This window comes from Halorubrum rutilum (assembly GCF_024494565.1).
Genome location: NZ_JANHDN010000006.1, coordinates 197,923 through 220,068 on the forward strand (window position 1 = coordinate 197,923; position 22,146 = coordinate 220,068).

26 protein-coding genes are annotated in these 22,146 nt (G+C 58.3%); 11 read left to right on the forward strand and 15 right to left on the reverse strand.

The genetic code is table 11. The features are described from left to right. The first annotated feature begins 217 nt into the window (after window positions 1-217). From NO900_RS13855 to NO900_RS13865, 3 genes are all read left to right on the forward strand, one after another. Window positions 218-382: a DUF7512 family protein gene (locus tag NO900_RS13855; protein WP_256409808.1), complete on the forward strand. Its 165-nt coding sequence runs from the start codon at window positions 218-220 to the stop codon at window positions 380-382. Further along, the gene (locus NO900_RS13860; protein ID WP_256409809.1) at window positions 372-1,430 is read left to right on the forward strand and encodes a sulfite exporter TauE/SafE family protein; all 1,059 of its coding nucleotides are present in this window, start codon (window positions 372-374) and stop codon (window positions 1,428-1,430) included. The genes NO900_RS13855 and NO900_RS13860 overlap by 11 nt, the downstream gene beginning before the upstream one ends. 218 nt (window positions 1,431-1,648) lie before the next feature. Beyond that, a complete protein-coding gene (locus NO900_RS13865) occupies window positions 1,649-2,053 on the forward strand; it encodes a helix-turn-helix domain-containing protein (protein WP_092566358.1) in 405 nt (134 codons plus the stop codon). A 26-nt stretch (window positions 2,054-2,079) separates the two neighbouring features. Here NO900_RS13865 and NO900_RS13870 read toward each other — a convergent pair whose 3' ends face one another. From NO900_RS13870 to NO900_RS13905, 8 genes are all read right to left on the reverse strand, one after another. Then, window positions 2,080-2,295 (reverse strand): CbaC protein, encoded by a 216-nt coding sequence (locus tag NO900_RS13870; protein WP_256409810.1) that lies wholly within the window; start codon window positions 2,293-2,295, stop codon window positions 2,080-2,082. Next, window positions 2,295-4,082, reverse strand: coding sequence for a b(o/a)3-type cytochrome-c oxidase subunit 1 (locus NO900_RS13875; RefSeq protein ID WP_256409811.1), 1,788 nt, complete (start codon window positions 4,080-4,082; stop codon window positions 2,295-2,297). The genes NO900_RS13870 and NO900_RS13875 overlap by 1 nt, the downstream gene beginning before the upstream one ends. Continuing rightward, window positions 4,079-4,594 (reverse strand): cytochrome c oxidase subunit II, encoded by a 516-nt coding sequence (locus tag NO900_RS13880; protein WP_256409812.1) that lies wholly within the window; start codon window positions 4,592-4,594, stop codon window positions 4,079-4,081. Before NO900_RS13880 ends, NO900_RS13875 begins: the two co-directional genes overlap by 4 nt. A 6-nt stretch (window positions 4,595-4,600) precedes the next feature. After that, entirely contained in the window at window positions 4,601-4,774 is a 174-nt protein-coding gene (locus tag NO900_RS13885) for a hypothetical protein (RefSeq protein ID WP_199242130.1), read from the reverse strand. A gap of 121 nt (window positions 4,775-4,895) precedes the next feature. Beyond that, window positions 4,896-5,261 carry a winged helix-turn-helix domain-containing protein gene (locus tag NO900_RS13890; protein WP_256409813.1) on the reverse strand — a complete coding sequence of 122 codons (366 nt, stop codon included), beginning with the start codon at window positions 5,259-5,261 and terminating at the stop codon, window positions 4,896-4,898. A gap of 293 nt (window positions 5,262-5,554) precedes the next feature. Continuing rightward, window positions 5,555-6,457 (reverse strand): ABC transporter substrate-binding protein, encoded by a 903-nt coding sequence (locus NO900_RS13895; protein ID WP_256409814.1) that lies wholly within the window; start codon window positions 6,455-6,457, stop codon window positions 5,555-5,557. Between the two features lie 211 nt (window positions 6,458-6,668). Continuing rightward, window positions 6,669-7,589 carry a sulfurtransferase gene (locus NO900_RS13900; RefSeq protein ID WP_256409815.1) on the reverse strand — a complete coding sequence of 307 codons (921 nt, stop codon included), beginning with the start codon at window positions 7,587-7,589 and terminating at the stop codon, window positions 6,669-6,671. Beyond that, window positions 7,586-8,305, reverse strand: coding sequence for a helix-turn-helix domain-containing protein (locus NO900_RS13905; RefSeq protein WP_256409816.1), 720 nt, complete (start codon window positions 8,303-8,305; stop codon window positions 7,586-7,588). Before NO900_RS13905 ends, NO900_RS13900 begins: the two co-directional genes overlap by 4 nt. Window positions 8,306-8,459: 154 nt before the next feature. Here NO900_RS13905 and NO900_RS13910 point away from each other — a divergent pair, with 154 nt between their 5' ends. Further along, window positions 8,460-8,699, forward strand: coding sequence for a hypothetical protein (locus tag NO900_RS13910; RefSeq protein WP_256409818.1), 240 nt, complete (start codon window positions 8,460-8,462; stop codon window positions 8,697-8,699). 118 nt (window positions 8,700-8,817) lie between these two features. On the opposite strand, the gene NO900_RS13915 is transcribed toward NO900_RS13910, so the two are convergent. From NO900_RS13915 to NO900_RS13925, 3 genes are read right to left on the reverse strand one after another with little or no spacing between them, the layout of a single operon-like run. Further along, on the reverse strand, window positions 8,818-9,063 hold the full coding sequence (locus NO900_RS13915; RefSeq protein ID WP_256409819.1) for a hypothetical protein: 246 nt from the start codon (window positions 9,061-9,063) through the stop codon (window positions 8,818-8,820). A 1-nt stretch (window position 9,064) separates the two neighbouring features. Then, window positions 9,065-10,072 carry a cytochrome d ubiquinol oxidase subunit II gene (locus NO900_RS13920; protein ID WP_256409820.1) on the reverse strand — a complete coding sequence of 336 codons (1,008 nt, stop codon included), beginning with the start codon at window positions 10,070-10,072 and terminating at the stop codon, window positions 9,065-9,067. After that, a complete protein-coding gene (locus NO900_RS13925; protein ID WP_256409821.1) occupies window positions 10,065-11,489 on the reverse strand; it encodes a cytochrome ubiquinol oxidase subunit I in 1,425 nt (474 codons plus the stop codon). The genes NO900_RS13920 and NO900_RS13925 overlap by 8 nt, the downstream gene beginning before the upstream one ends. A gap of 291 nt (window positions 11,490-11,780) precedes the next feature. Between NO900_RS13925 and NO900_RS13930 the strand changes: the two genes are divergently transcribed. Next, a complete protein-coding gene (locus NO900_RS13930) occupies window positions 11,781-11,960 on the forward strand; it encodes a DUF8073 family membrane protein (protein WP_256409822.1) in 180 nt (59 codons plus the stop codon). Between the two features lie 353 nt (window positions 11,961-12,313). On the opposite strand, the gene NO900_RS13935 is transcribed toward NO900_RS13930, so the two are convergent. Beyond that, window positions 12,314-12,544, reverse strand: a complete 231-nt coding sequence (locus NO900_RS13935; protein WP_256409823.1) for a hypothetical protein — start codon at window positions 12,542-12,544, stop codon at window positions 12,314-12,316. Window positions 12,545-12,843: 299 nt separating this feature from the next. Between NO900_RS13935 and NO900_RS13940 the strand changes: the two genes are divergently transcribed. Beyond that, a complete protein-coding gene (locus NO900_RS13940; protein WP_256409824.1) occupies window positions 12,844-13,095 on the forward strand; it encodes a hypothetical protein in 252 nt (83 codons plus the stop codon). A 341-nt stretch (window positions 13,096-13,436) separates the two neighbouring features. Here the strand turns inward: NO900_RS13940 and feoB are convergent, their stop codons facing one another. From feoB to NO900_RS13955, 3 genes are all read right to left on the reverse strand, one after another. Next, the gene (gene feoB, locus NO900_RS13945; protein ID WP_256409825.1) at window positions 13,437-15,335 is read right to left on the reverse strand and encodes a ferrous iron transport protein B; all 1,899 of its coding nucleotides are present in this window, start codon (window positions 15,333-15,335) and stop codon (window positions 13,437-13,439) included. Further along, entirely contained in the window at window positions 15,332-15,574 is a 243-nt protein-coding gene (locus NO900_RS13950; RefSeq protein WP_256409826.1) for a FeoA domain-containing protein, read from the reverse strand. The genes feoB and NO900_RS13950 overlap by 4 nt, the downstream gene beginning before the upstream one ends. 209 nt (window positions 15,575-15,783) lie before the next feature. Beyond that, window positions 15,784-16,704 (reverse strand): NAD(P)/FAD-dependent oxidoreductase, encoded by a 921-nt coding sequence (locus NO900_RS13955; protein ID WP_256409827.1) that lies wholly within the window; start codon window positions 16,702-16,704, stop codon window positions 15,784-15,786. 273 nt (window positions 16,705-16,977) lie between these two features. On the opposite strand from NO900_RS13955, the gene trxA reads away from it, so the two are divergent. The 5 genes from trxA to NO900_RS13980 all read left to right on the forward strand — a co-directional run bounded on the left by trxA (window position 16,978) and on the right by NO900_RS13980 (window position 22,032). After that, entirely contained in the window at window positions 16,978-17,385 is a 408-nt protein-coding gene (trxA, locus tag NO900_RS13960) for a thioredoxin (RefSeq protein WP_256409828.1), read from the forward strand. Window positions 17,386-17,513: 128 nt separating this feature from the next. After that, the gene (locus NO900_RS13965) at window positions 17,514-19,613 is read left to right on the forward strand and encodes a NosD domain-containing protein (RefSeq protein WP_256409829.1); all 2,100 of its coding nucleotides are present in this window, start codon (window positions 17,514-17,516) and stop codon (window positions 19,611-19,613) included. Further along, entirely contained in the window at window positions 19,610-20,482 is an 873-nt protein-coding gene (locus tag NO900_RS13970) for an ABC transporter ATP-binding protein (protein WP_256409830.1), read from the forward strand. Before NO900_RS13965 ends, NO900_RS13970 begins: the two co-directional genes overlap by 4 nt. A 14-nt stretch (window positions 20,483-20,496) precedes the next feature. Continuing rightward, window positions 20,497-21,360, forward strand: a complete 864-nt coding sequence (locus NO900_RS13975) for a copper ABC transporter permease (RefSeq protein WP_379792333.1) — start codon at window positions 20,497-20,499, stop codon at window positions 21,358-21,360. A gap of 135 nt (window positions 21,361-21,495) precedes the next feature. After that, window positions 21,496-22,032 carry a nitrous oxide reductase accessory protein NosL gene (locus NO900_RS13980; RefSeq protein WP_256409833.1) on the forward strand — a complete coding sequence of 179 codons (537 nt, stop codon included), beginning with the start codon at window positions 21,496-21,498 and terminating at the stop codon, window positions 22,030-22,032. Window positions 22,033-22,146 lie beyond the last annotated feature (114 nt).

The following is a 22,146-nucleotide window of genomic DNA, read 5'->3' on the forward strand; positions in this document are numbered from 1 at the left end:
AGAGACAACAGGTCAGGCGGTGACGGCGCAGAGCAACTGGTTGTCGAGGGCACGGCCCGTATCTTCGTCATAAGTTATCGGTACTCTGACCGAGGTTACCGGAATATAGTATTGTGTAGATATCCCAAAACCATTATACGCACGAGGTGGGTAGGAGAAACCGAGCAGAAATGTGTGAAAAGCAAAATACCGAATGCGGAGATCAGAGGGTGAACCGATGGCAGGACTAGAGATACCCACTTGGGATCCACAGACAGCGATGCTTATCGGCGCAATCCTACTAGAGGCGTTCGTGCTGTACGCCGGCTACGGCGGTCTTGAACGACTTGTCGGATCCTACCTCATGAACCTCTTGATAGGGGGTGAATCGAATGCTCAATAGTCTTCTCAGCGGCCCCGGCGTGTTCGGGACAGGCCCAGAGATGCTCGCGCTGTTCGTCGGATTCGGACTTGTCGTCGGGGTCTTGTTCGGCTTCTTCGGCATGGGTGGGTCGTTCCTCGTCACTCCTGCGCTGTTGATGTTGGACTACCCGGCGCCTGTCGCGGTCGGAAGCGGAATGGCGTTTGTATTCGGAACGGCGGTCATCGCGACCCTGAAACATCATGACCTCGGGCAAGTAGATTATAAGCTCGGCGCCATCATGATCACCGGAACGACCATTGGCATCGAAGCAGGGCGTGCCACTGTCTATTATCTTGAATCAATAGGATTAGCCGGTGGAGTCATCAGCGTCGCGTATGTTATTCTGCTCGGCGGCGTCGGCGCGATGGTTACCCGTGATGCTTTGCATGCTGACGGCGGAGGTGGTGTTGATCACAAGCCAGGTAACAAGGATCTTGACGAGTACGAAATCCCCGAGATCGCGAAGAGTATCCAAGAGACCATCCGAATTCCACCGATGGTGACACTCCGCGGCGATGTCCGCGTTTCTGTATGGGTTATTACGGTCGTCGCCTTCGCGACCGGTCTCTTGTCCGGCTTGCTCGGCGTCGGTGGCGGGTTCATCCGAATGCCAGCGATGATCTACGCTATTGGAGTCCCGGTGCCCGTCGCTGTCGGTACTGACCTGTTTGAGATCGTCTTCTCTGGTGGTCTTGGAAGTTACCTCTACGGACAGGGCGGCGGCGTAAACCTTGGCATCGTCGCCCCGCTGTTGTTCGGGAGCGCGCTCGGTGCGCGAATCGGTTCAGCCGCGACCGCCGTTGTCGACGCTGACGGTATCAAGATCTACTTCGGCGGGATGCTCCTGATCGGTGCCGTCGCAGTGGGTATCGGCGAAATCGGATCTTATCTCGGAAACTCGACGCTTGAGCTGCTCGGACTAGTACTGGTTATCGGCGCGGCGGTTGTCGTCGCCTTCGCGATTCTCTACACGACAATTTCGACGCTCCGTCAGACGCATGGTCAGGGAGTCACAATCGCCGACTAATCCGTTTTGTGCTAACCCGCTGCCAGCCGAGCTAACTGTTTTTTACTCTCAGATACCTCGAGCGACGAGTAGCTCCTCACGTCGTATTTATACAAAACCCGAAACTCCCACCGTTCGGGGTTCGATTGCGTTTACTCACCTCCCTCAGTTCGCCGCAAAATTGTGCGAACTATACAAAAGTCTTTTAATATCTCAGTACCAATATAGTCTCGATAACAATGCCAGACTCGATGTCTGAACAGCTCCGCCGGGACATGGAATGCGAGGGGCTACTAGAATGCTTCCACGGCCTCAAAGAACTCGACAAGGAGTGCTTCCAGGCGCTTGTTGAGACCGAAGAACCGTTAACTGTCGACGAGATCGCCGACGCAGTCGATCGTGAGCGATCCACGGCTTACCGTGCTGTCCAACGGCTGCTACAGACCGGCTTCATCGAAAAGGACCAGATCAACTACGATCAGGGTGGCTACTATCACGTCTACTCGCCGTCTGACCCCTCCAAAATCGCCGATGACATGCAGCGTCTGCTCAACGACTGGTATGCGAAGATGGGCCAGCTTATTCAAGAGTTTGAGAATAAGTACGAACAGTCAGAAACTGCGGCCCCTCCCGCCGAAAGCTAGCTGTCGTCTTTTTTATTGCCAGATCTCTACGTAGGGTCCGTCCTCTCATCATCTGTTTGCCATCCTCCTTTGAGAGTAATGATCCATAATAGGACGCCGGCGAGCGCGAAGACAGCGATCATGTAGGGAATAAGCGGGAGTTTGACGCCAACGAAATCGAGGACTGTCCGCAACTCGTAGATGATCACGCCGAAGATCGCAAGTGTCACCAGGAGTCCACCGCGGCTCACGTCCACGGTCATCAGGCCACCTCGACGAGCGCGGAGATCCCGTCGCCGACGGCGCTGATGATGGGTGTCGCGGCGCCGATGATCGCGTCGTATAACGGGATGAGCCACGCCGGATACGTGCCCACGCCGGGACCGAGCAGCCCGCCGCGCCGAACGATCGCCGCCAGCGGGAGGGCGTACGCGAGGACGACGAGGGTCAGCGCGATCCCGACCCAGAGCCGGAGGTCGTCGAGTACGCGCGGGGCATCGTCTGGCCCGGACAGCGCCGGCGGCAGCGACTCGGCGAGCCCGGTGACCCGCGGGTTCCCCATCGTGAGCACGAGGTTCCCGATGAACAGCACCGTCGAGACGAACAGCAGCGTCCCGCCGATCGCGATCTGGACGTTGAGCTCCTCGAACCCGCCGAACATCGTCGGGTAGTCGAAGCCGCTGTACTCGGGCTCTGCGGTCCGGCGCGGCACGCCCATGATCCCCTGGGCGTGCATCGCGTTCGACATCAGCGCCATGCCGACGAACCAGAGGACGACCTGGAACAGCCCGATCGGCCGGCTGTAGATCGGTTTGTTGGAGATCTGTGGCCAGATCCAGTAGGTCGCGGCCATGAACGTGAGCGCGACGGCGGTGCCGACGGTGAGGTGGAAGTGTCCCGGCACCCAGATCGTGTTGTGGATCATGTAGTTGATGTTCATGCCCGCGTTCACCATCCCGGAGAAGCCGCCGGCGGCGAACATCAGCCCCGCGAGCATCATCCCGGTGAACTCGGGCTTCCGCCACGGGAGGTCGGTGAGCCAGCCCAAGAGGCCGGTCCCGCCGCGCTGCCGGGCGCCGTACTCGACGCTCGCGACGACCGTGAACGCCGTGAGCAGGCTCGGCAACAGCAGGAACATCGTGTTCGTCATCGAGATGAACTTGAACCCCTCCGCGATCCCCGGGTCGAGGTACTGGTGGTGGATCCCGACCGGGGTCGACAGCAGGAGGAACAGCACGAAGACGACGCGCGCGAGCGGGTCGCTGAACAGCCGCCCGCCGGCGATCTTCGGGAGGACAGTGTACCACAGCAGGTACGCCGGCATCAGCCAGAAGTACACCACCGGGTGGCCGAAGAACCAGAACAGCGTCCGGGTGAGCGTCGGGTTCACCTGGTCGATGAAGCCGAGCGACCACGGTAAAAGAAAGAGGAGCACCGACGCCGCGACCGCCGACGAGGCGATGTACCACATCGCCATCGTCGTCAGCACCATGAACGTCTGCAGCGGGATTCGTTCGTCGGGGTGGTCGCGCCGCCACGCGAGGAACGTCCGGAACCAGTCGGCGCCGGCGATCCACGAGCCGACGATGAAGACGGCGAGGCCGGCGTAGAACAGGGGATGCGCCTGCAACGGGGCGTAGAAGGTGAACAGGACGTCCGCGCTCATGTCGAGCGCGGGGAAAAAGCCGGCGAGGATCGAGACGCCGGTCATCGTCATCCCGACCGCCATGATCGCGTACCACGTCCACGTGATCCGGATGTCGATGAGTGGTCGGTTGAGGCTGCGCGTCACCGCCCACGTGAATAGCCCGACGAGGAAGAAGATCGTGAAACTGATCACCATGAAGACGCCGTGGGCGGTCAGTACGGTGTAGTAGTCGGTCGACGGAATGATCCGCGCCACGTCAGTCCGGTGGAGCGTCTGGACGATCCCGAAGACCGCGCCGAGCGTCAGCGCGAAGAAGGAACTGAGGAGGGCGGCGCGGACGACGCGCGCCTCGTCGGGGAACTCGTCGACAAAGGAGCGCTCGGCCTCGATAGCCTCGCTCACGCGCCGTCACCCCCGTCGTTCCGCTCGTCGAACTCGGCCTGGCTGACGACGTTCACCTTCCCCTCCATCACGTGGTGGCCGGCGCCGCAGTACTCGTTACAGATGAGCCCGTACTCCTCGGCGCCGTCGACCTCGACGGTGAGCTCGGAGACCTCGCCGGGCACGACCATCGTGTTCGCGTTCGTGCCGACGACCTCGAACCCGTGGATCACGTCTCTGGAAGTGACGTAGAAGGTGACGGTGCTGTCCTCGGGCACGACGATCGGGCTCGGCTCGAACCCGAACTGGTAGGCGACGACGTACGCCGCGTACTCGTTCTCGCCGACCCGCTCGACACGCGGCTCGGAGAACCGCTCGTCCTCGTCGAGCGCCTGGGCGTCGACCGTCGGCTCGTCGGCGGCGACCATCGCGACGCCGGGACCCACGGCGCCGTACGTGACCGAGCCAATGAGCAGCAGTATCAGCAGGATCGACGCCGCGAGCCAGAGCTTCTCGTAGGCGTGAATGTGCATTCGTGGTCACCCCACGACGACGAGGTCCCGCCCGAGGAACTCGATGTAGTAGATGTACACCCACGCCAGCAGCAGGATGACGAAGTAGATCCCGATGAGCGTAAGTGTCCCGATTGGATCAAACTCTTTGTCAGATCCAATGGTCTCTGTGACCCCGTTCTCAACCTCATTTTGGGCCATGAACTCGCTATCACATATGAGGGTAAATATTGTAGATATGTTTGCAGCTAGTGGGAATATTAGTGCTACCTGACATAACTCAAGAAGAACAATTTTCGAAGTGTTCTGTTTAACACACTGCTTACTTCTCATATGGTCTCCATGTTTTCTTTTTATTTTCTCCTCCGCTTGCTTGTTTCACTTGAATCGTAATTCGACCATCACCACTCAGAGAAACCGAAACACGTTCGATATTTCGCTCATATTGACTACACCGTCCATTTTCAGAGTCAACCGCAAGGTGTTCTTTTACCAGACCCGAATTACTGAGTCGGTCTAATTTCCGGTACACGGTTGAGGTTGAGAGATCGCATTCATCAACGAGTTCGGCGGCGGTCATTGGCTTATTGAGCGCAGATAAGATCTTCCGGTTCGTTTCGACGCTCAGTGCGTTGAGGATCTGCTCAATCGACTGTGAGTCTTCAGACTCAGCGTCGAAACTGCTCATTTTGTCCATCTCAACGTGTGTGTGCCAACATCTGTCCTTCCGCTCGCGTCATTACCCCAGTGGCAGGTGTTTCGCATCAACATAAGTTGCGAGCCAATCGGCTAATGTGTCTACTTGTCGTAGGACAACTATCTACCCCGACCCTCCAGACGAAATCTATTATGGCCTGTGACCGAAGTCCAAAACTGTCTCAATCAGATGGCTCTGGCTCTGTTGGAACCCTATTTCTCAGACCGATTTACACCTGAAACAGCCAGTGGATAAGAGCTGCGTACTGTGCAATAAGGATTTGATTATTGAGCGCCGGGTGCTTGCCAGCCACTCGGAACGTACTGTTCAAAACCGGGAGTGTGCGACGGTCCAAATGGTCGGAAAACTCGTTCGTTCGCTATTCTATACCCATCGATAACGTTCTGCCCCGGCCCAGTGACGTAGCCGACAAAGGCCATTGCCAGCGCATATTCAGTATCGTGGCGGGCGGGATTCACGGGGATGATACCGTATTCGTTTCGGAGCAACAGTGGAGGGTCCTCGATACCATAGGAGACGTGGGGCACTAGCGTATCCTTGGCGACATTAAGGAAGGTTCCACGTTCAGTCAACGTGTACGCTCCCGTCTGTCCGGCCATGATGAGTGTGCTTCCCATCCCTTGACCAGTTTCGCTATACCATGTCCCCTCGGGGTCGATTCCCGCTTCGTTCCACAGCTGGCGTTCGCGGAGATGGGTCCCAGAGCGATCACCTCGTGACAAGAACGTGGCCTCGGAATTAGCGATAGCTTCGAACGCCTCAATCGGTCCGTTTCCGGCGATGTTGGCAGGGTCCTCAGCTGGTCCAACGACCAGAAAGTCGTTCATCATAACCGAACGCCGGTTGATACCGTGTCCTTCGCGAAGGAATGTGTCCTCCAGCTGACGAGCGTGAACAAAGACGAGATCACAATCTCCATTTTCGGCGGTTCGAAGCGCTCCGCCGGTACCTTGGACGATTGGTTCGACAGTTGTCCCGAACTGTTCTTCGAACCCCGGGAGTAGCGCATCGATCAATCCGCTATCGTATGTTGTCGTCGTCGTTGCAAGCGTCAACGGTGCTTCGGGCAGGGATTCCCCACTGGGTGACGATACACTCCCGACGCAGCCAGTAAGAGAAAGAGTTCCACCGCCACCGAATAGCTGGATATATCGACGACGGTCCACGGAATATGATACTATCTCAAATTACAAAAATACCTGTGTGTAACTTGTTCTAGTTTCTTTTGGGAGAGTACTGTTTTACCACTGGGATGCGCGATTGGTATCTTGAACTGTCCGAGATTGAGTCAGAATATATCACTTGCTGAGGATTTCAATGGAGCTATGGCTCTTTAAAAACTCTGCAGTGAGTAGCATAGAGAACATTCCCCCTAACTCAGTCTCCAACCTCGATCGGGACCCCAATCATATTCCCCCATTCAGTCCACGAACCATCATAGTTCTGCACGTGCTCATACCCAAGCAGTTCTTCCAGCACGAACCACGTAACTGATGATCGTTCACCAATCCGACAGTAGACGATCACCTCGTCATCAGGATAGATTCCGTGCGACTCGTACACGTTTCTGAGTTCGCTGGGGGGTTTGAATCGGCCATCAGGGCGGATGTTCTTAGCCCAAAAGATGTTCGTTGCTCCAGGAATGTGGCCGCCACGCATTGCCCCCTCGTTAATTCCGGGTGGTTTTGTAATGTCGCCGCGGAATTCCTCTGGTAGACGCACGTCGATAAATGCGGTTTCGGTATTGAGTGCGTCTCGTACCTCTTCACGATAGGCTCGAATTTTTGGATTGGTCGGTGGATTAAGAGTCCTGCCGTACTCCACAGGTGGTGGATCGACCGGCTCTGTTGTGGTTGGATAATCGTAATCTATCCAGTACTCGCGGCCACCATCCATAATTCGAACGTCTGGATGGCCGTAGTAGGAGAGTTGCCAGTAGAGGTGGGTTGCGAACCAGTTCGAGTTATCACCGTAGACGACGATAGTCGTTTCTTCAGTAATCCCGTGTGATCCGAGGAATGAACGCATCTCATCGGGACCGAGAATATCATGTGACTCCGCTGATCGGAGGTCGGTTTGCCAGTCAATGCCAACGGCACCCGGTGCATGGCCCGTGTCGTAGAACGCAGTATTAACATCGACTTCGAGCAGCCGGAGGTCAGAATCGGTAGCACCAAACTGATCGAGTCGTGCGTCAACCCAGTCAGGGCTGACTAGCACGTCTGTTGGGTACTGTGTCGCCGTCGATGCGTCGGTCTGCGTGTGCTCACCGCTCTCTGATGGGTTTTCAGGCGTCATGGTTGCTGCTCTGCGAATCGCTTCGCCAGTTCTGCGGTCGCTCGTCGGAGCCGATACGACACGGTGGATCGGGGCAACCCGAGCTCGTCGGCGAGTTCGTCGAGTGTCACTTCCCGCGGCGTCTCGAAGTAGCCACGCTCGACGGCCACGTTCAGAATCTCCCGCTGTTCCGCGCGGATGTCCGCTCGTGAGAGGAGCCCGCTCTCCCAGTGGTCGACCTCAGTCAAGTGCTTGAATGAAAACGATAACCCCTCGCCGAGCTTCGCGGACAGTGTGTCATACAGGAGTCCAATCTTCGAATCGTCCTGTACTAACACGCGCCAACGAACCCTGTCGTCGGTTCGAATCTGCTCGAAGAGGACACCGCCATCGATGTACTTCGCCGCGATGAGCGGGACGGATTCGCAGTAGTCCACGTTCGAGATGTATGTATACGCGACTCTCCGTCGTTGCTCTTCGGTCAACAGGCTTGTCGTTCGGGTCGAGTTACACGCCCGGGCGCTGATCGACTCTCGGTCGACAGACTCGTCTAAGAGGAGCTCATCGACGGCCGCAAGGTCGGTCGGATCGCCCGTCACTGACTCGAGCGTCCACAGCTCCGTCGGATCAAGACACGAGTAGACAGCCTCCGATCGGAGGGACTCGCGATCGATGAACAGGTCGACGTACTCGTCGGCGCCGACGTCATACGTTATCTCGAAGGTGAAATCGTGCATCTGGCAGTGAACTCGGTTGGTAGGGACAGCATCGGTTTGGGACGGCCGCGATATCGGTGACGGAGGGGGTACGTCGTGTCGCGCATCGGTGCTCGATTCGGTTGTCTCTCGACAACACGTCTGATATGGTCTCAACGTACTTACATCGTCTTGTATGGTTCTCTCACTCTCGCCCCGCGAGACGCTGGGTGCGCTCAGAAGCCACCTGCTCATTCCGGCAGTCGTCGCGCTCCTCGCCGGGCTCGGCGGAATCGCCTTCGGGCTTATCCGTAACGACGTCGTCACCGCGCTGGGGGCGCTGTTATTTCTCCCGAGCGCGGTGCTGCTGTTCGGTATTGTCGCCAAACGCCGCGGAGTCGGGCCGTTCGCGCCCTCCACTGAACGAACGGACTGAGACCCGCTGATCCGCCGTCCCGTCGACTGCCGTCCATTTGGCTCATCTCCGCCGAACGCCCGGATATCGCCCGGCAGCGAACGCTGAGACGCGGTGGCGGCCACGCGTACTTCACTGGTCATGTCGCACCTCGGATCCGGACGGTGACAAGTCGGTCGACGTTGTACATGACCACCGCGACCGACGCCAAGATCGTCGCAAAGTAGACGATGAGCTGCGGCGGACCAGACGCGGCCCCACCGAGCGCGGCCCCTACGAAGCCGACGACGAGCAGCTCTGCCCACGTGACCAACACGCGCGAGATCAACAGCGTCCCGACCGTCGACGTCCGCGCCGGTGTTCCGGTCTGCGAGTCATCGCTCATGTCAGTACGCCTCGCCGGCTGTGACCGGCCCACTAAACGCCGAGTACAGGACGGCGAAGTACGTCGCGATCAGCGGAAGTAACAGTGCCGCCCCGATCGACATGAGGTTCAGTGGCAGCATTGAGACGATGGCCCCTCTAATAGTCAGCCCCGCTGCCGGATCGATACTTGGATACATGAGGACCGCGACAACCGCAATCAGCCCGTACGTCAGTCCTGCGGCCGCCACAAGTGCGACCATGTTTGACCCGAGTCGGAGTGCGACACCGTAGCCGACTCCGAGCGCGACAGACGCGGCGACCAATGCGAGTACCGGTGCCGACAGCACCGCGTCAACGCCGGCTGGGAGTTGGACCGCCAAGACTCCAAGGGTCACGATGACCCCGAGGAGATACGCACCGATGGCCCCGAGCCCGATCCACATCACCGTCTTGGGAAGCGCGTCTTGGGTTTTTAATCGGAGAAATGCGGCGCCAGACACGACAGTTAAGGCCGTGACCGTGATCCCGACGACAACTCCGACGACCGTGAACGACCGGGAAGTCCCAACGAGCCAATTCCCCGCGAACGCACCCAGGAGGAACGGCGCTAGGATGCTGCCAGCGACGAAAGATCGCCCCCACCATCGCTGCCAGCGTTCGTCGTGTCGCTGTTCGTACATTTCCGGGGCGAGCCCGCGGAGGATGAGTGCTCCGAGAATGCCGAACATCAGCAGGTAGTGGCGACTGAATAGCCCGGCGTATACCGCCGGAAACGCGGCGAACAGCGCACCGCCAAAGACGACGAGCCACACTTCGTTGCCGTCCCAAAACGGCCCGATTGCCGACAGTACCGCCTCGCGTGCGTCGTCGTCTGTGAGTGTCGCGAAGATCGCACCGGCCCCGAAGTCGAATCCATCGAGGAACAGAAACGTTCCCAACAAGCCGAACACGAGTACGAACCACAGTTCTGGCAGCGGCAGACCGAACAGCGGCCCCGAGGCGAGTGCCTCGACGCTCGTGCTAGTCATCGCCGGGCACCCCCGCAGGCGGAGCGTCGTGATCGCCCGCGGACTCTAGTGTGTCCATGTCTGGCGGGCCACCGCGGATTATGCGGATGACGACGTAGCTGTACAGCGCCAAGATCGCCGTGTAGACGCCGACAAACCCAACGAGCGTGATCAACGCCTCACTTCCGGTAAGCCCGGGCGAGACACCTTCGCTCGTCTTCAGGATGCCTTGGATCACCCACGGCTGGCGGCCCACCTCGGTAACGACCCACCCGAGTTCGACCGCGACGAAACCGAGGAGGCTGGAAGTCATCAGCGCCTTGTGGAGCAGTCCGTCCTCGAATAGCTCACCGGTGTACCACCGGTAGCCGCCCCAGAACGCAAGCAGAATAAACCAAAAGCCCATCCCGACCATCGCGCGGAACGACCAGAAGACGATGGCGACCGGCGGCGCTTCCGTGTCGAACGTGTTCAGACCGCGGATCTCCGCGGTCGCGTCCCCCCCGCTGGCAAGCCACGACGCGCCGCCGGGAATGCCGACCCCGAACAGCTCCTTCGCGCGCGGGTTTGTGAGCTGACTCAGATCCGTCGGGATAGCGAAGATGTATTCGGGAACGTACGACTCGGTGTTCCAGACCGCCTCCATGGCGGCAAACTTCTGCGGCTGTGTCTCATATACATGGCGCGCGTACAGATCACCTTGGAGTACCTGCAGGGGTGCCGTAATCAGTAATGCGACCAGTGCGATCTTGAGCGTCTTGTGCCAAAAGACAATGTTCTTCGTCTTGTTCCCCCAGACATGATGCCGATATATGTAGTACGCTGCGACGCCGGCCATAAATAGGGCCACCGACTCCACCGCAGCGTTCTGCATGTGGACGTACATGTATCCGAAACGCGGATTCAAGTACGCCGCAACTGGGTCAACGAGGTGTACCACCTGTTGGCCATCTTCAGTAACGAGTTCGTAACCGCGCGGCATCTGCATCCACGAGTTCGCGATGAGGATCCAGACAGCTGACAGCCATGTTCCGACTCCGACAGCCAGACTCGAGATCATGTAAAGCCGGTCAGAGACCCGCTCACGGCCGAATACAAAAATACCGAGGAACGTCGCCTCCAGCATGAATGCCATCATCCCCTCAATGGCGAGTGGACCACCGAATAGCTCTCCGGCAGTCGTCGAGAACGCGGCGAAGTTCGTTCCGAACTCGAACTCAAGCACAATTCCAGTTACTGTTCCGACGACGAACGAGACGGCGAAGATCTTGGTCCAGAAGCGACGGAGTTGTTCGTACACCGGATCACCGCCCCGGATATCCTTCCACGTGAAGTAGATGAGGAAGGGAGCTAGTCCCATGCTCATCACCGGAAAAATGATGTGAACGATCGTCGTCAGAGCGAACTGGAACCGGCTTGCGAGTACTGGGTCGATCATTTAGTACGTGGTGATGAGTAGTGTGTTCGTCGCGTTTTTTGAGCCGCTCGGCAGTCGATGTTTCTTATCGCTCTTATGGACTGCTCCCGCATAACGTCGGAGTTGTCATAGGACAAGTCGGAATCGACATCCGGTTTCACACGACAGCGAATTAAGACTGCACGCCCCCCCACGCCGGTTCGATACCGCTACCGGCATCGATCCCAGTATTGACTTTTCACGTGACAGCAGTCGCGTTGATTGTCTTGTGCCAACCGATCCTTTTGGTCCACGAGGTGGGTGGGTTCACATATGGAGACACATCACGCCGTGCTCGCGCTCGTCGTGCTTGTCTCGCTCGTGATGACGGTCCGAGCGGTTATCGCCGGTCTCAGCGGTGACTTCGGAACGGTGGGTCGACAAGTCGGAGTCGGTGGGGTCATCTTTGCGTTCGGCGTGGCGCTGTACCGTAACTGGGACTCTGTCGGCTGAGGTGCAACAGTTGGTTGACGCTCAGCTCCGTTGATATCAGGACTCATCTGCTTCACTTGGTGGCTGCGGAGTCTCAGTAGTAGCACGGTCGTACCGAATTGTGATCAACCACGTCAGACCCTCAACTGGAACAATCCTTTCGACGTGTTTCCTGCGTACTCTGCTGATACGGGTTCAATTCTTTGTGCCGTCTGCCGTCGCAGACTCGTAGTGGTAGTAACCGCCGGTCAGGGTGCGAGCAGGTATCCCGTGCTCTGCCAGCACCCGCGTTGCCATGCAGGAACTCTTCTCGAGCTTGCCGTACACGGGCAGCTCACCGTTTGGGTCCGCGTTAGATAGCGTACACGAGCAGATCAGTCCTCCAGCCCGAAATCCGCGAGCGAATGAGTGTGGTGCCATGCCGCAACGATTTCGTCCGTATCAAACGTGAGGACACCGTCTGTTAGTTCAATTCTAACTGTCCCATCTTCGATGTCCGTATCGTGGAGATGTATCTCTAGCGGCTCTTCAAACTCCGAAACAGCCAGCATTAGTTCACCTTTCTCTCCGAGCTTCGATCGTAGGTCGTCGCTTTCAACTGCCATTACAAATACTTCTTACATTTCGATATTATAAAATCCATTTACTATTTTCACAAACCTATTTTTTAGACAGATTTTTGTCCTTGTTATATTCTCATATAACTAAGTGGCTGTTGTGTATATCTGCCGTCAATTTGCTGCTGTGCTGTGTATGTGCCGGGTTGTCTATTAGACTGCGAGTGTATTAATATTACCAGACTGTAGTTGCACCATCGTGATTAGCACACAACACGCGACTTGATTGGCGCTTTCGCCGTGTTTATTTGTGTGTAATATGTACTATACTCTAACAGAATATACCAATGAGTTCGAATAAGAATTCTACCGAAGAGTCGCCCTCTCTTGCGGGGGTCGTCGTCGGTGCGTTCAGTGTCATCGTCCTGCTTGCCTCTATCGCTTACACCGTTATTTTGAGCGTTGTGAACTGGGCAGCGATCAACCTGCTCGCCTATCCCGTGAACGCAGTCGCTCCCTTTGCGGTGATCAGCGGAGCAATACTAACAATCGCAATTATCGTCCCGACCACGTTAGTTACTGTCAACAAAACTAACTAAAGGTCGATAGTAAATGCACAGCAAGTCGAGAGCACTACCCTTATCGCGCACAGAATACTTCGCGGAGAGTCGAAATCCTCAGTAACGCCTTGACGAGACCTTCGTGTGGTCTCGTGCCGATTCCGTCTAGAACTCCTTCGTGGACTCGTTTCCGGTGTCTTCGTCGTTGTTCTCTCTCTCGCCGTTGAATCGCTCCATGACTGTACATCGGAGGCGGTCAACGAGACCCGAACAGGCACCACACTCTGCGCACGACACCTCCGAACAGGACAGTGACGCGCCACAGCGTGGACACGCCAACCCACGGGCAGGATCGAACTCATACCCACAAGTCGGACAGATCACAGGATCACCTCCAGAGCGGCCGCGGCGAGTCCACCGACGGTGATCGCTGTCACCCAAGAGCCGGCCCACATCAGGAGTGCACTCCGCGCGTCGTGTTCCTTGAGAATCATCGTCATAGTAAGTATACAAGGAACGAACAGCGTGATGACGACCAGCCCGACAAAAGTCTGTGGTGCTCCCAGCGTCAAGTCTGTCATTCCTGCGGCGGCGAAGTCACGTCGAATTAGTCCCAGAACGAGTACCTGTCCGAATGACGCCGGTAACCCTAGTGCGGCGGTCAGCGGCCGGAGCGCTGCTATGATCGCGTCGAGCACGCCAGCGTAGTCAAGCGCCGATACCACCACCGCAGTGCCCGCGAACAAGGGCGCCGCCTCCCTAAGGAACGCGAGCGTCCGATTCGACACTTTACGAGCGACGTTTCGGGGGCGCGGGGCGCGCAAACGTGGGAGTTGCTCGATTAATGCCTCTTGATCGCCGGGGAGTACCCGGTCAAGAAAGACGCCGGCAACCCCGAGGACACCGAGCAGTACAAGCAGATAGCTAGCCCACCAGACGAATCCAAGCCCAGCAAGTAACCCCATAATAACGCCGATCTGTGCAGAACAGGGGATAGCAAGACCCAGTAATGCTGTTGTGATGAGTCGCTCTCGGCGCGACCCGACCATCTGAGTGGAGATGACTGCCATCGTCACACATCCCATACCGACGATCAACGGGACGACCGCGCGACCGTTGAGCCCGATCCGGTTAAGCCCTCTATCGGTCAACACAGCAAGTCGGGGCAGGATGCCGGCGTCTTCAAGAATGCCGATCACGAGGTAGAACGCAGCCACGAGCGGTACTAACACGCCGAGAATGTACTGGACGGTGATCGTCAGCAATCCTAGGTTATCGTTGATAAGCAAGAACTCAACATGAGCGGCCCATTCGGTTGGCGGGAGGATATCCTCGACAACTGTCTTAACAGCGGGATTATAGTATCGGCCGAAGAGTATTTTCTCCGTGTAGCCGACAACCGTCTGTGCAACCACTACTCCCATAAAATAGAAGATCGCGATGAGGAGTCCGGACACAATCGGAATACCCGTCGCCGGCCGCATAAGCAGGTTCTCAAGCCATTTCATAGGGGGTCCCCCAGATGTGGTGGCATGCTCGACCGTCTCAACGATCGATCGAACCCGGGTGCGACGCTCCCGATAGACCGTTTCTCGTTTCTCGATAGCGGCGGGAGAGGTGTCACCCCCATCAGCTACTAGGTTACGGGTGTCGACGCGGCGGGCTGTTGGTTCGTCGCCTTCGATGAGTAGCGTCTTCTCTGCGCGGGTGGCCTTGATGTCGTCAGGAAGCACGTCGTAGTACGAAGCGATGGGCGTTGATGGGGGCGCTGATGCTTCTGAGAGGCGATTCTGCAGTTCGTTAACGCCCGAACCGGTAATGGCGACGGTCGGGATGACCGGGACACCAAGCGCAGTTTCCAGCGCGTCAATATCAAGCTCAAGATTGTCGGCCGCGACCTCGTCCATCATATTCAGCGCGACAACAGTTGGAACACCCATGTCTAACAGTTGTAACGTCAAGAACAGATCTCGGTCTAATTGTGTGGCGTCGACGACGTTTATGACCGCATCTGCGTCGAGAATAACCTCTCTCGTGACTCGCTCCTCTTCGGAAAACGACGAGACGCCGTTGATCCCCGGAGTGTCAGTCAACTCTGTCGACCCCACCGTCACCGAGGTCGTCTTGAGCGTGGTGCCGGGGTAGTTTGAGACATCAACGTACTCTTCTGTGAGCCTTTTGAACAGCGCGCTCTTGCCTGCGTTGGGTGCGCCGACTAGCGCTACAGACGTCTCGGTATTACCAGAGGTGAGGCCCCGCATAAGGCCTTCTCCCGTCATCGCGGTCCCCGGTCACCGTCTGCTCGCTCAACAGTAATTTCCTCGGCGAGCGGTCGGCCGAGCGCCACTTCCATCCCGTGACGCCGAATGACGACCGGGCCATTACGGATCTGTCTATGACACTTGACACGACCGTCGAGAAGGCCCAGTCGCAGCAACCGAGCTCGCGTCTCGTCGTCCGGCACGTCAATCAGGTCAATCCATTCTTCCGAAGGAACGTCCACCAGCGCAGCCGTCATTTAGGTTTACCTAAAATGAGGTGTGCATTGAAGAGTACGGCGAATAATGTAGCATTATATACGTCTACCGGCTACTTCTCAATCGAGAAGTGTACACTCCCGAGTCTTCTTCTGCGACAACAAAAGGAGTCGACGGTGAATATCAATTGGAGCAGCCTGAGATCGAATCCACCACGCACCAACCGGAACCTCGCCGCCGATCGAATCAGTCAGGCCGGTTGCGAATCCAACTTTTTGTAGTCGATGTAGTCTGCCCCACGGAGGTCTTCAAGCAAGTTGATGGCTGCGCGGGCACCCTCTCCGACTGAAGTCGCGATCTGCTGGTGGCCACCAGTGACATCGCCTGCCGCGTACACTCGATCAATTGGCGTCGACTGATCGGGGTCGGTGATGATATCGTCACCATCAACAGGGACACCGAGCATCTCCGCGAGGTCGGTGCCGCCGGCAGTACCTAGTGCGACAAACAGTCCGTCTACTGGCACCTCCTCTCCATTCTGAGTGATGACGGCTTCAAGTACCTCCTCGCCTGTAAGCCTATCCAGGTTGTCAGTAATGACCGGAATGTTTGCCTCAACGACACGCTCTTGGAGGTCTTTATCGGCCTCAAACGGCGATCCGTTGGTGAGGATTCGAACATCATCGGTGTAGTCAAGCAACATCAACGCTTCTGTCGCGGCGTAGTTGTCGTTACCAACGACTGCGACTGGACTGTCGCGATAAAAGTACGCGTCACACTCGACACAGTAGGAGACGCCGTGACCTTCGTATGATTCGACGTCCGCGATTGCTGGCCGTTCGTAGTCCGCTCCGGTCGCGATGATCACACCGTCGACGGTGTACTTGTCAACTGTCGTCTCGACGCAGTATTGCTCCTCATCTGGTTCTATCCGAACCACTTCCTCTTCAACAATTTTAGCACCGTATTTTTGTGCGTGCTTTTGACCCAAATCGACGAGCTCCGGGCCGGTAACGCCTTCTGGGAATCCGAAGACGTTTTCCATGGTGTCTACATCACGGGTCGTTCCGCCACCGTCGTCAAACACGAGCGTTCGCTTGTCGGCACGGGCCGTGTAGATTGCTGCGTTCAACCCAGTCGGTCCACCACCAATAATGGCTACACCGGACATTTGTATTGTAAGATAGTCACTATACTAACTTATACATTCCGGCCCTATACTTATCACATTGTGCGTGGGATCCTGATGTCAAAGAGAACTACTTAGTAGGTATGTTGGCAGAAAGGATGCTTCAACCGGTTTTGACGAACTGAGTTTCGACTAATATAATAATTCATCTAAAAATGCTATCTATAGCTACGGCGACAATCTACTCACTCTCCCGAGCTATCTTGTATATTAGCCGCAAAACTATTATTACGATCCAGCCACAAATTGTGCGTGATGAGCGATCGAGACCAGATCCGACAGGAAAAGATCGAAGAACTACGGAAGCAGGTAGCGAACGACGACAGCACAGCGACTGTTGATGATCGAAATGAACCCATCCACGTTGAGAGCGCAGATCAGTTCAACGACCTCCTCGCAGAAGACGGAGTTGTTCTAGCCGACTTTTATGCCGACTGGTGCGGTCCGTGTCAGATGCTCGAACCGATCGTTGAGGAGCTGGCTGCCGAAACTGACGCTACTGTGGCTAAAATCGATGTCGACCAGTTCCAACAACTAGCACAACAATACCGTGTTCAAGGGGTCCCAACAATGTATCTTTTCGATGGTGGCGAACAGGTTGAACAGATGGTCGGTGTCCGACAGAAAGACGAACTGCGCTCGTTGATCAACCAGTACGCCTGAGCTGACGGGGACTTGAGGATGCACCGCCTCATACATCAATCAGTATGTAAATACTCCCATTACTAACAGACGCTCGTATTCGAGAATCGAACCAGATCAGATATATCTCGACGACGGGTACCAGTTCTGTGGCGATTTTCGACCCGTACAGCGACCGATCGCGGGCTGTGCTTGCCTGGGTTGTCGTATTCGCGGCTATCGTCGGATTCGTCGTTGCCGGAGCGTTCCTTTCCGACCCTGCGGCGACCGCGCCTGACCCCGTCGCGTACGAGGATATCGTCGAACTCGGGCTGTCTACGGAGACGGATTCGCTAATGTCTGATTCCGGCCGAATTCCGCGCGTTCAGGTGTTTTACTCGCAGCTCCAGTACGTCATTGGATACAACGGCGTCGAATCCTTTGTCGATCGACTCGACGAAGGCTACACCGAACGTCGGTTCGGCTATCCGCTCATCGCGTATGTCGAAACTTTTGATGGGACCAAGCCGGGGACGACTGAAACGGGGTTGTTCACAGCAGCCGAATCGAGACCATCGTCGTGGACACCTGCCGAAGAAGCGGTCTACGTTGTCAACAGTGAGGCTCGGACGCCAGCCGGCGAGACGGTTATCCCGTTTTCCTCTCGGGACGCGGCAACAGCGTTCACCGGAAGTCACGGCGGGAAAATCGTTGATTGGGCGGAGCTTCGGACGCGATCGTTCGACGTTGACTCCGGGGCGGTCGCGCGGGCGATGGCACCGGAACGCTGGGAAATGGCAGATAAACGGGTCACATCTGCAGAGCAAACCGCCGACCGCCCTGTCTCGGTCACCGTCGGTGAGGATGCCGGAACAATTTCGGCTGCGGTCGACGCAGCCCCACCGAACACGACTGTCGTCGTGCCGTCTGGATCCTACGAGGAGCAGATCAATGTCACGAAACCCCTCACGATCGCCGGCGAAGGCGCACACGTCAGCGGTGGCGGAAACGGTTCGGTGATCACCGTTCGGGCGCCGAACGTCGCGATCACGGGACTGACGATCGACGGCACCGGTAATCGGACCCGGGATCCCGAAGCGGCTCAACGGCGGGCCAAAGAGGCCGCGCAAGGAAATGAGACGGAGTCGTGGGACACGAACATCCAACTGGGATACGGCTACGGCGACGCCGGGATCCGCGGACTCGGCGCGCCAGGGCTGTTCATAGACGACGTGATGATCGACACGAACGCGAGCGGTGTTCTCCTGCGGGACGGATCAGACGCGGTGCTCCGTGATATCGAGGTCAATGGAACGGCTGAGTGGGATGACGGCTTCATGGGAATCACCGGAATGGAATCGCAAGTAACGGTCACCAACGGGACGTTCACGAACGGTCGTGACGGGATATATCTCCACCGTGCCGACGGGTCAATCGTCAGGAACTCGACGTTCAGACAGAACCGTTACGGTGTCCATCTCATGTACACCGGCGACGCCTTAATCGCGGACAACTCGTTCCGAGACGAGATTTTCGCGGGGATCACGGTAATGACTCGGCCAGCCCGTAACGCGATCGTCGGCAACGACGTGCGTGGCTCAGCGGCCGGGATACAAGCGTCCGGGACGCTAACGTACGTCGGCTACAACACGCTCGCACACAACGATCTGGGCTTTTCCACCAGTTCACGCGGATCATTATACGAGCACAACGTTGTCGTGGAAAATGAAGAGGGCGCGCGAGCGACGACGGTCGTGCCTGCGAGCCGCGTGGTCGCAAACGATTTCGTGGGGAACTACCGCCACGCCGGGGCTGGAGCAGGACCGCTACGCGTGTGGGCCGACGGCGATCGCGGTAACTACTGGGAGGGAGCGAACGCGGGGCTCCACGAGCCGGGCGGGCGTGCCTACCGCCCGACATCGCCGATCGACGCTGCCCTCCACCGGGAACCGGCCGTCGTCACGCTCCGCGAGTCGCCAGCGAACGAACTTCTCGAACGCCTCCGCGGCACCGTCGCGGGGGCGCGTTCTGGCAGTATCATTGATCCGGCACCGGCACCGGAGCCGTACGCTCCCGATCGGGTCGCAGCGGCTACGGACCCAAATGTAACGGCGATTCACACCGATTGGCGGGCGCAGATCAATGACCGCGGCCATGCTGTTCGGCAACTTGACAACCAACCAATGACCGCGGACGACCGAAACGTAACGCGACCGAACTGGGGTACCGAGCCGAACGAGCATGCGGCGGTCGTGGAGGCGTCTCTATGACCGAGCGCTCACCGGCGGAGGGGACGCCCGACTCCGAGTCACCGGTTGAAGGCGCCAAACCCGACCGCGTGGTTGTCGACGACTTCACTCGGACGTATGGCGGCGTGCCGGTGCTCAATTCGGTGTCGCTCGTGTTCGAGCCGGGGCTCACGGCGGTAATCGGGCCGAACGGCTCCGGAAAGTCGACGCTGCTCGGTGCGCTCGCAGGAACTGTTCTCCCGACCACCGGGCAGGTCCAACCGCCGATCGCCGAGGACGGGGGCAGGAAGTCGATCGGTTACCTCCCGCAGCAGGTTCCGTTCCGTGAGGGGTTCACCGCTCGGGAAACGCTCGCGTTCTACGCGCGACTGGTTGATGGAGATCCCGACGCCGCGCTCGCGTCGGTCGGACTGTCGGACGCCGCCGACAAACCGGTTGAGGATCTCTCCGGTGGGATGCAGCGACTTCTCGGTATCGCACAGGCGATGCTGGGCGATCCGCCACTCGTCGTGCTTGACGAACCGGCCAGCGGGCTTGACCCTGGAATGCGTGAGCGGGCGTTCCGGACTGCGGCCACCAACGTGACCGACGGCAAGACGGTCGTTGTGAGTACACACAATCTCGATCTCGTTGATGCCCACGCTGATCGCGTTGTCATGCTCGTCCGCGGACGGGTTGCAGTTGCCGGCGACCTCGACGCCCTCCGCGACGAGTACGACGTCGACACGACCGCGGCGCTGTACGAGGCTGCGGGACGCGACATTACGCTCTTTAGAACCGACGACGACGCGGACCCAGCGAGAAGCGGTGCGGCGGCCGAAGACGAGCGAAACGGGCCCGGGGACGATGGCGACCGCGATGTCCATGTGACGGGGGTGTCCGAACGATGACCGGGGATCTGGGCGTGACTGACGCGTTTGCCGGCGCAGGGACCGTATTCCGACGAGAGCTCGCAACAATCCTGCGCACGTCCGGCTACGGCGTCCTAGGGGTCGGCTTATTTGGTGTGCTCTGGCTTCTGGTCGCCGTCGGCGGCGGTGGCGCGACAGGATTCGTTCCGGCGGTTGTCGACCTCCTCTTGCCGGCCGAGTTGCTGGTGCCGCTACTCGCGGTCGTGCTGGGGTATCGGGCGCTGTTGGCGGACGCGGTCAGCGGGGAATTCGCCGTGATCCGGACGTATCCGATTGGCGTCGTGGGCTACGTCGTCGGTGTCCTGCTTGCACGGCTGGTGGCGTTGGTTGCGGTCGTCGGCCTCCCATTCGCCGTGATCGGCGGCTACGTCTGGTTGACTGCCGCCCCTGACACCGGAATCTTCGCGACCCACGCGGGCGTCGACTCGCCGCTGCTGTACGTCCGCTTTCTCGCACTGATCACGCTGTTCGGGGCGGCGTTCCTCGCGCTGTCGATGTGGGTGTCGGCAGCAGCGACGAGCCGGCGGGGCGCGGCCGCGCTCGCGGTCCTCGCGTTCCTCGTTGGAACGCTCGGCGGCGACCTCGCGCTCATTCAGTCACTGATGGCTGGTGCCGACCCGTCGGCGGTCGCCGGACGAGCCGCGCTCACACCGAATGGAGCCTTCCGCGGACTCGTCTTCGAGACCGTGATTGGGGTTTCGTTCGCGCAGGAGGGGAACGTCGTCGACGTCGGCCGGGCGGTCGGCTCGCTTGCGGGGTGGACGCTCTTCGGAAGCCTCGCTTCGGTCGGAACGCTCGCCTTCCGAGAGCGCATAAGTATCGTAATCGAACGGAGCCGATTCCGGTTCGCGGAGTGAGGACTCCGGTCGCGCGATCGTATTGGCATTCGATTCGTACATTTCTTTCACAGCATCAACGCACCCAATCTTTGTGTGAGGCGAATTCGACGTTCCCACCAGAACGGATATGATCGGGTGAGCGTAAGCATGGATATGAACCGACGCCGCGTCATCGCTGCCGGGATCGGCGGTGCAGTCATCGGACTCGCGGGCTGTCTCAGCGGGAGCGCCTCCGAGGAAGCCCTCCCCGATCCGGTCAATCTTGAGGGAGAGTTCGACACCGACCACGGGATGGCGATCGGGCCCCACGGCGGCGCGAACGGGCAGATCTTCTATCGAGACGCCGAACCGCGAGACGAGGGTAACCCGGCGTGGTTCCACACCCTCGTCCACAGCCTGTTTCCCTACCACTTCGATCGGCTAGACCGCGGCTGGGAGCCGGTCGTCGTCTACGTGACCGACTTCTCGCGCGTCGACTACACCGTGCGGCAGCGTGACGGTGCGCCGCGAATGCCGTCGCCGACGGCACCGGAGACGTTCGCCGACGCGACCGGCCTCGTCTACGTCGCCGAAAGCGACGTGATGGGTGGAATGGGCCCGGCGCTACACCCGTTCTCGGATCAAGAGGAAGCCCAATCGTTTATCGACACCTACGGCGGCCAGATGTTTGACTATGAGGGGCTGTGTTGAATCGCCATACAGCAGCGAGGTAGGCCACTAAATCAAAGGAGTTGAAGCGGGAAGATTCGGTTGCCTATGACACAAATCTCCCGCTTCATCGGGGAGGTTGTGCCGGTTGCTCAA

Coding starts and splice junctions, on each gene's coding strand:
- NO900_RS13855 (WP_256409808.1), top strand. CDS start 218: ATGGCAGGACTAGAGATACCCACTTGGGATCCACAGACAGCGATGCTT.
- NO900_RS13860 (WP_256409809.1), top strand. CDS start 372: ATGCTCAATAGTCTTCTCAGCGGCCCCGGCGTGTTCGGGACAGGCCCA.
- NO900_RS13865 (WP_092566358.1), top strand. CDS start 1,649: ATGCCAGACTCGATGTCTGAACAGCTCCGCCGGGACATGGAATGCGAG.
- NO900_RS13870 (WP_256409810.1), bottom strand. CDS start 2,295: ATGACCGTGGACGTGAGCCGCGGTGGACTCCTGGTGACACTTGCGATC.
- NO900_RS13880 (WP_256409812.1), bottom strand. CDS start 4,594: ATGCACATTCACGCCTACGAGAAGCTCTGGCTCGCGGCGTCGATCCTG.
- NO900_RS13885 (WP_199242130.1), bottom strand. CDS start 4,774: ATGGCCCAAAATGAGGTTGAGAACGGGGTCACAGAGACCATTGGATCT.
- NO900_RS13890 (WP_256409813.1), bottom strand. CDS start 5,261: ATGAGCAGTTTCGACGCTGAGTCTGAAGACTCACAGTCGATTGAGCAG.
- NO900_RS13900 (WP_256409815.1), bottom strand. CDS start 7,589: ATGACGCCTGAAAACCCATCAGAGAGCGGTGAGCACACGCAGACCGAC.
- NO900_RS13905 (WP_256409816.1), bottom strand. CDS start 8,305: ATGCACGATTTCACCTTCGAGATAACGTATGACGTCGGCGCCGACGAG.
- NO900_RS13910 (WP_256409818.1), top strand. CDS start 8,460: ATGGTTCTCTCACTCTCGCCCCGCGAGACGCTGGGTGCGCTCAGAAGC.
- NO900_RS13915 (WP_256409819.1), bottom strand. CDS start 9,063: ATGAGCGATGACTCGCAGACCGGAACACCGGCGCGGACGTCGACGGTC.
- NO900_RS13920 (WP_256409820.1), bottom strand. CDS start 10,072: ATGACTAGCACGAGCGTCGAGGCACTCGCCTCGGGGCCGCTGTTCGGT.
- NO900_RS13925 (WP_256409821.1), bottom strand. CDS start 11,489: ATGATCGACCCAGTACTCGCAAGCCGGTTCCAGTTCGCTCTGACGACG.
- NO900_RS13930 (WP_256409822.1), top strand. CDS start 11,781: ATGGAGACACATCACGCCGTGCTCGCGCTCGTCGTGCTTGTCTCGCTC.
- NO900_RS13935 (WP_256409823.1), bottom strand. CDS start 12,544: ATGGCAGTTGAAAGCGACGACCTACGATCGAAGCTCGGAGAGAAAGGT.
- NO900_RS13940 (WP_256409824.1), top strand. CDS start 12,844: ATGAGTTCGAATAAGAATTCTACCGAAGAGTCGCCCTCTCTTGCGGGG.
- feoB (WP_256409825.1), bottom strand. CDS start 15,335: ATGACGGGAGAAGGCCTTATGCGGGGCCTCACCTCTGGTAATACCGAG.
- NO900_RS13950 (WP_256409826.1), bottom strand. CDS start 15,574: ATGACGGCTGCGCTGGTGGACGTTCCTTCGGAAGAATGGATTGACCTG.
- NO900_RS13955 (WP_256409827.1), bottom strand. CDS start 16,704: ATGTCCGGTGTAGCCATTATTGGTGGTGGACCGACTGGGTTGAACGCA.
- trxA (WP_256409828.1), top strand. CDS start 16,978: ATGAGCGATCGAGACCAGATCCGACAGGAAAAGATCGAAGAACTACGG.
- NO900_RS13970 (WP_256409830.1), top strand. CDS start 19,610: ATGACCGAGCGCTCACCGGCGGAGGGGACGCCCGACTCCGAGTCACCG.
- NO900_RS13980 (WP_256409833.1), top strand. CDS start 21,496: ATGAACCGACGCCGCGTCATCGCTGCCGGGATCGGCGGTGCAGTCATC.